Below are 6,840 nucleotides of genomic sequence, written 5' to 3'. Positions count from 1 at the left end.
GTAGCCCGGCACGGGCTTTGCAGCCGAAGGCTACTGCAGACGCCGGTTTCAACCGGCGGCGAAGGCAGATTTAAGCAGCGCGATGCTCTTGGGAACCGCAGTGGCGGGGTCTTCCTTACCTTCCATTTCGAGGGAAATATAGCCGCTGTAGTTCACGGCTTTCAGGATGCCCGCGATCCGGTTGTAGTCCATCTCTTGCGTGTACCACTCGCCGCCGCCAAAGTAGGTCTTTGCTTGGACAAAACGAACATACTCGGCCATCTTCTCTAGGTTCTCGTAGAGATCCTCGCGGAAGTTGCCCGTGTCCATGAGCCCGACCAGCCACGGAGAGTTCACGGCCTCGATCACGCGTAAGACGCCTTCAGGCGTGCGCGTGAGGCCCCAGTGGTTCTCCAGCGCCAGAGTTACGCCGCACTCGGCACACTTGTCCAGACACTTCTGGATGCTCTCAATACACCAGCCAAACGCATCATCTTCAGTGTAGCCTGGAATCGGGGGCTCGTTGCCACGCGCGTCCATGAGGTCGTCGAAGCTCGCGATCGTCTTCCAGCGACCGGAGTTCAGGCGGATACATGGGATGCCCAGCTTGTAGGCCAGCTCGATGCACTTCAGCGTGTGGTCAATGTGCTGCTGACGCGCCTCGGCCTCGGGGTGCACAAAGTCCTGGTGGATCGAGAGGCAGATCAGGTCAAGGCCATTTAAGAACGCACGGCGCTTGAGGCTCTGGAGGTAGCTATTGTCCTCGCTCTCCATCTGCCGGTGCAGGATCTCCACGCCCGAGACTTCAAGGCGCGCGGCCTCGTCAATGACATGCTCAATGGCGATCTTAGGCTCTTTGAAGTGCCAGTACGAATACGACGAAATTCCAAGTTGGACGCTCATGGCAGCATTGTACCCTCCTCCCCCTGCCCCCGGGTACCCTCTGGGTGCCAATCCTGGGAGGAGGGGAGAGAGGGGAGTTTGTTTGTGATTGAGAATTTTTTGGTGGATTTTATCAGAATTGGCCTTTCTCACCCGTTCTGTGGGTGAAAGGAACAAAACTATGTACTATCGTCGTTATGAGCGCCTCAGAAACACAATCCCTGAGATTGTAAAGCACGCGAAAGCGCATCGGAAAAATCCGACTCATGCGGAGGCTATCCTATGGGAAGCATTACGTGGGAGACGGCTCTGTGGCGCAAAGTTTCGTCGTCAACACGCTGTCGGGAACTTCATCTTAGACTTCTGGTGCCCCGAGCATCGAATTGCCATTGAGGTGGATGGAGAGATTCACGAGCTTCCCCACATCCATACATATGATCTGGAGCGCCAGACGTGGATCGAGGCACATCAGGTTCGGGTGCTTCGGTTTCGCAATGAGCAAGTGATCTACCAACAAGAGTATGTCCTCGCCCAAATCGCCCAAGCCATAGCGCCAAAATAAAAAAATCCCCTCCTTTCCCCTTCCTCCCAGGATTGGGAGGAGGGGCAGGGGGAGGAGGGATTCCAAGTATGGCTTCGGGTACAATGCGTCCCGTGAGTGAACCTCTTCTTTCCCTCGAAAACCTGGAAGTTTCGTTTCCTGCTGGCGCGGTGGTCCGTGGCGTCTCGCTCTCGGTCAAGCGCGGTGAGACCCTCGGGGTGGTCGGGGAGTCGGGCTCGGGCAAGACCATGACGGCGCTCTCGGCGCTTCGCCTGGTCCCAGAGCCAGGGCGCGTGACGGCGGGAAAGATTGTCTTTGAGGGCAAGAACCTGCTGGAGCTCTCCGAAAAAGACATGCGCCAGATTCGTGGCGGGCGGATCGCGATGATCTTCCAGGACCCGATGACCAGCCTAAATCCTGTCTTTACGATTGGCGACCAGATCGCCGAGAGTGTCGCGCTCCACAAAGGGGTGAGCAAGAGCGAGGCGAAGCTAGCCGCGATTGAGGCCCTGCGGCGCGTGCAGATTCCCGATGCGGAGCGCCGGGCACGGCAGTACCCTCACGAGCTCTCGGGGGGAATGCGCCAGCGTGCCATGATCGCCATGGCGCTTGCCTCGGAGCCCGATGTGCTGCTCGCCGACGAGCCCACCACGGCGCTGGATGTCACGGTGCAGGCGCAGATTCTCACGCTGATCCGAAAGCTCCAGCAAGAGCTGGGGATGGCCGTGATCTTCATCACCCACGATCTGGGCGTCGTCGCGCAGGTCTGTGATAGAGTCGCCGTGCTCTATGGTGGACAGGTGATGGAAGAGGCCGATGTCTACACGCTCTTCGCGAATCCGAAGCATCCCTACACGCAGGGCTTGCTCAATTCTTTGCCGGAGCGTACACTGGCTCCCCCGAACTCGGGGGCGGGGGGGGCGCTAAACTTCATTCCCGGCCAGCCCCCCACGCGGCCTAGTGAGATCAGCGGCTGCCCGTTTCGCCCGCGCTGCTCGCAAGCAGTCGAGAAGTGCGTCGAGCCGCTCCCCACAACGATCCTGCCAAAAGAGCATCTCGTTCGCTGCCACAGAGTCACCAGGGTAGAATGAGTTATGGCGGAGCTCCAGCCCAAACCTAATTACAAGCCTCCTGGCAGTAGTCGGTATCTGCGAAAGCCACCGCGCTGGATGTTAATCATTGTCGGCATGGCAGTCCTTCCTTGGTTGCCTTATCTCGTCTGGCAATTCAAGGTATTCCTAGACCACCGCGACGGGCCTCTGCGACTGGAAAGTGCGGCGTTAGCGACATCACCCAATGGCAAACTGAGATTCGAAACGGGGGTGGACGGCACGGCGCAACTGACGGAGGTTGCAACAGGACGTGTCCTCCATACGCGCCACATCTCACCCGAAAAATACATCCGCGTTACCCCCAAATGGAATGACAATCAGTTCGTCTACGTAGAGGCCCGCATACGCTACCCTGCAATGGCAGTGCAAACGGAATACCTCTGGAACAGCAAAACGGGGGTTGTTACCGATCCTTGGCCGGAAACCCCTGATACTCCTGACACGAGTCACGAATTCAAGTAGGTATCGCCACACTCAGTTCGGGAGTCCTCTGGTACGAATCAAAAGCCCGGTATATACTTGAGAACATGAGCACGACGATAACACTCCCCCCTCACATTGAAAAACTCCTGGAGACCGATGCCAGCGCCCGAAAGCGTCTTGAAGACATGGCAACGGTCATGTTCTCCGCAAAGGACGATGGACATGTCCCCTCTCCAGAAGTCATGGCAAGCATCGGACGAGGCCTAGCTGATCTTGATGCAGGCAGGGTGATTGATGGTGACATTGTCATGGCTCAGCTCTACGCCGATGCAGGACTCGAAAACCCGCCTGTCTTCAATCGAGACAATCCTAGAAAACAGGTCCGGGAAAAAGCTGCTTGAGACGCCCAAGTCTTCGGCCTGGTGGTGGGCCACTACACCCATCTGCCACACCCTTGATTTTGGACTTCACTCGGGAAGGTAACTTGAGTCTGAGCCAAGCGCAGACATGGCTAAAAAGTATTTCTACGGAAGCGTTTCAGCGATTCACGACCGTGATTGGGCGGGAGCTGATGGCGCTATGTAAGTATTGTGCCGTCAACCCACCCACACAGTACAACGAGGCAGCTTCACTTCACTACTCGCGCCCGACCTTCTCACATCGCTTCCAGACGGGCAAAACAAAGACGAAGCGCTCTTCCTCGGGGGTCTGGTACATCTACTTTGGCCTAGAAGACACCGACAAGGACGGACGGCCCGACACGCTTAGCGTGGTCACAATCTCCCATGCCGCACGCCCACCACTCTGGGAAGAACCTCATGGCGAGGATGAAAACAATGCTACTTAATATTGAGAATCTCTCGGTGCAGTTTGCGGTGGGCGGCGGGAAAATTGTCCGCGCCGTGGATGGCGTCTCCTTCTCGGTGGAGAGAGGCGAGACGCTCGGCATTGTCGGAGAGTCGGGGTGCGGCAAGTCCACGACGGGGCGTGCGCTCTTGCAGCTCTTGCCCAAAACCGGGGGAAGCATCACCTTCCAGGGCCAGGAAGTCCACAATCTACGTGGCAGCGAGCTGCTCGCGTTTCGCCGCAAAGTGCAGATGGTCTTTCAGGACCCCTACGCCAGCCTCTCGCCGCGCCTGACCGTGGGGCAGCTTGTGAGCGAGCCACTGGAGATCCATAAGATTACGGGAGATCGTAAGGCTCGTGTCGAGGAGCTACTCAAGTCTGTAGGGCTTCCCGAGGGAATCGCCAGCCGCTACCCTCATGCATTTTCCGGGGGGCAGCGCCAGCGCATCGGGATCGCCCGTGCCCTTGCCCTGAACCCTGAGCTGATTGTCTTAGATGAGCCCGTCTCCGCGCTGGATATCTCCGTGCGGGCGCAAGTCGTGAATCTTCTGATGGAGCTTCAGCAAGAGCGCGGAATCTCCTATGTCTTCATCGGGCACGATCTGGCGCTCATCCGCCATGTTGCACACCGAGTCGCCGTAATGTATCTGGGACGCATCGTCGAGCTGGGCACTGCGGAGGCGCTTTACACCAACCCGCGCCATCCGTATACCCGCTCCCTGCTCGCCTCCGCACCGCTGCCTGATCCCACCAAGCGCCGGGAGAGTGCTCCGCTCGAAGGCGATCCCCCCTCGCCGCTCAATATCCCATCGGGCTGTCGCTTCCGCACCCGCTGCCCCTTTGCCCAAGCCATCTGCGCCGAGAAAGAGCCCATGCTAGAAAGCTCCTCAGGAGCCGCCTGTCATTTCTCACAAAACCTCCCGATCTGGAATTCTTGACAGGCTATAACGCCACGGATACAATGAACCGATTATTTTTTAGGACTCTTTGCGCGAGAAATATCGCGGCACTGTCAATCAACCTGGAGGTTTAGTATAAGTCATCATCGTGATGCCCGCGGCTTCGACCGCAATCGGGACATGGGCCCCCGAGTTAACGATCGTATCCGCGTTCGTGAAGTTCGTGTTGTAGGCGAAGACGGCGAGCAGCTTGGGGTCATGACCCCGCGCGAAGCGCTGGATATCGCGCGTGGACGGGGTATGGACCTGATCGAGGTTGCTCCCACCGCCGTTCCCCCTGTCTGCCGGATCATGGACTACGGTAAGTTCAAGTACGAGCAGGGAAAACGAGAGCGTGAAGCGCGTCTCAAGCAGCGCCAGTCGGACATGAAGGGCATTACCATCTCTCCGAAGATGGGCTTTATCGACGACCACGACCTCAATATCAAGATCAAGAATGTTATCAAGTTCCTCGGGGACGGGGATAAGGTCAAGATTACGTTCCGGTTCCGCTCCCGCTGGATGTCGCACCCTGAGTTCGCTCAGGAAGCGATGGGCAAGATTGCCAAGATGGCCACCGATGCCGGAGTCGGGCAAGTCGAGCGCCACCCACTGATCGAAGGTCGCCAGATGATCATGATTCTGTCGCCCTCGAAAGAGGCCATGAAAAAAGCCGCGCAGCGCCTGGAGAGCCGAACCAACGCCAAGCAGCAGGGCGCACATGGCAAGCCCGGCACAGAGTCCGCAGAGTCCACCAAGCCGGCGGACGATGAGGATGAAGAAGAGCTCGATGACGAGGATCTGGAAGATGACGATGACCTCGACGACGAAGAAGACGAAGACGACGAGGATGGTGATGAGTCTGTAAGCGCAGAAACAGAACCTGCGAGCGCGGACGAAAAAGACGCCGCATAGAAATCCCCCGCTCTGGAGCAAGTCCAGAGCGGGGTTTTATTTTTTCTTCGGCTTTGTCGGTGTCGGTGCGGCTGAGTTGCCAAGAGTTACTGCTGTCACTTTTACGTTTGCAAGCGCCCAGCTCTCGTTTTCTAGCCCTTCAAGGCCCATCGCTGAGAAGCGGAGGATGACGGAGTCCGAGCGGTGGGTAAAGGTGAACGCAAGCTTATAGACGGCTTCACGGGGCGAGCCGTCTTCTTCGGCAAACAGGCCCAGCGTGTTGCGCTCTTTGGCTCCCGTGTAGCCTTTATTGTTGCCTATCGGGTAGTCGGCGGGAAAGGCTTGCAGGGGCGCATTGACAAGCTCTTTGCCAGGATTGTAAAACGTCGTATGTAGCAGAGTCGGGCCATTGAGCACACTCAGATCCCAGAGATCCGGCCCATAGCGCGGCGTCCCATTGCCATCCCAGGAGCCGATCACCAGCAGCTCAAACGAGATGCGCAGAGCGTTATGGACAGGGAGTTTCCCCACCGCCAGCCGCACCTCCTGGTTGCTCAGCGGCCCCAGAAACGTCCGATTGCCTTTGGGAGTCGTGCCTGTCTGCAGGTCGTTCCACGTTCCCCCTAGCGCCGTCGTCCCCCACTCAGCCCCTACTTGCTGCCGCTCAAAGTGACTCGCATACGCGGGTAGCTCTTGTTTTGCGGCAAGCGCTGCATCGGGGAAAAGAAGCTCACGTGCCGTCAGCTTTGCCTCCGTATCGGCGCGGGTGAGGAGTGCCTTTTGCAGCAGCTCTCGGATGCTGTCGTTCTTGGCGATCCCGAGCGGCGTCTTTCCGTCTTTACCACGGCGGGTCGGGTCGGCTCCACAGACCAGCAACCAGAGCGCCGTCTCTACCTGACCACTCTCCGATGCGCTATGGAGCGGCGTGTAGCCATTGTCGCGCTCCGAATCAATCCGCGCCCCTTTGGCCATCAGAAGCTGACAGATCGCCACATGGCCGTTACGAACCGCCTGATGCAGCGGTGTGTAGCCGTCGTAGATCTTCACATTGGGATCGGCACCTGCGGTAAGAAGCAGCTCCACCATGTCTTGGTGCCCCAAGTAGCTCGCAGACTCCAGCGGGGTGATACGGCCTTCCGTGCGCCGGGCATCCACCAGGGCACCGCTGGCAATTAAGAGCCGCGCCGCCTCGAGCTGGTTGTGCCATGCCGCATGATGAAGGGGC

Annotated in this window: 9 protein-coding genes; 7 read left to right on the top strand and 2 right to left on the bottom strand. The window is 58.2% G+C overall.

Translation table 11 applies throughout. The features are described 5' to 3' along the window. Nucleotides 1-48 precede the first annotated feature (48 nt). Nucleotides 49-882 carry a sugar phosphate isomerase/epimerase family protein gene (locus AC1XOS_RS17880; RefSeq protein WP_481963576.1) on the bottom strand — a complete coding sequence of 278 codons (834 nt, stop codon included), beginning with the start codon at nucleotides 880-882 and terminating at the stop codon, nucleotides 49-51. 160 nt (nucleotides 883-1,042) lie between these two features. On the opposite strand from AC1XOS_RS17880, the gene AC1XOS_RS17875 reads away from it, so the two are divergent. The 7 genes from AC1XOS_RS17875 (at nucleotide 1,043) to infC (ending at nucleotide 5,636) form a co-directional block, all read left to right on the top strand. Next, a complete protein-coding gene (locus tag AC1XOS_RS17875) occupies nucleotides 1,043-1,423 on the top strand; it encodes an endonuclease domain-containing protein (protein WP_481963575.1) in 381 nt (126 codons plus the stop codon). A gap of 83 nt (nucleotides 1,424-1,506) precedes the next feature. Next, nucleotides 1,507-2,493 carry an ABC transporter ATP-binding protein gene (locus AC1XOS_RS17870; protein WP_481963577.1) on the top strand — a complete coding sequence of 329 codons (987 nt, stop codon included), beginning with the start codon at nucleotides 1,507-1,509 and terminating at the stop codon, nucleotides 2,491-2,493. Between the two features lie 3 nt (nucleotides 2,494-2,496). Next, a complete protein-coding gene (locus AC1XOS_RS17865; RefSeq protein ID WP_481963574.1) occupies nucleotides 2,497-2,976 on the top strand; it encodes a hypothetical protein in 480 nt (159 codons plus the stop codon). Nucleotides 2,977-3,041: 65 nt separating this feature from the next. Next, a complete protein-coding gene (locus AC1XOS_RS17860) occupies nucleotides 3,042-3,338 on the top strand; it encodes a hypothetical protein (protein ID WP_481963573.1) in 297 nt (98 codons plus the stop codon). Beyond that, nucleotides 3,335-3,784 carry a hypothetical protein gene (locus AC1XOS_RS17855; RefSeq protein WP_481963572.1) on the top strand — a complete coding sequence of 150 codons (450 nt, stop codon included), beginning with the start codon at nucleotides 3,335-3,337 and terminating at the stop codon, nucleotides 3,782-3,784. The genes AC1XOS_RS17860 and AC1XOS_RS17855 overlap by 4 nt, the downstream gene beginning before the upstream one ends. Next, nucleotides 3,765-4,721 (top strand): ABC transporter ATP-binding protein, encoded by a 957-nt coding sequence (locus AC1XOS_RS17850; protein WP_481963571.1) that lies wholly within the window; start codon nucleotides 3,765-3,767, stop codon nucleotides 4,719-4,721. The genes AC1XOS_RS17855 and AC1XOS_RS17850 overlap by 20 nt, the downstream gene beginning before the upstream one ends. Nucleotides 4,722-4,862: 141 nt before the next feature. Continuing rightward, nucleotides 4,863-5,636: a translation initiation factor IF-3 gene (gene infC / locus AC1XOS_RS17845; protein ID WP_481963570.1), complete on the top strand. Its 774-nt coding sequence runs from the start codon at nucleotides 4,863-4,865 to the stop codon at nucleotides 5,634-5,636. A 36-nt stretch (nucleotides 5,637-5,672) separates the two neighbouring features. On the opposite strand, the gene AC1XOS_RS17840 is transcribed toward infC, so the two are convergent. Then, the coding region (locus AC1XOS_RS17840; protein WP_481963569.1) for an ankyrin repeat domain-containing protein at nucleotides 5,673-6,840 on the bottom strand (1,168 nt) is incomplete at its 5' end.

This window comes from Armatimonas sp. (assembly GCF_964826245.1).
The sequence above is the reverse complement of the archived record's forward strand: the minus strand, read 5'-3'. Positions and strand labels throughout refer to the sequence as shown.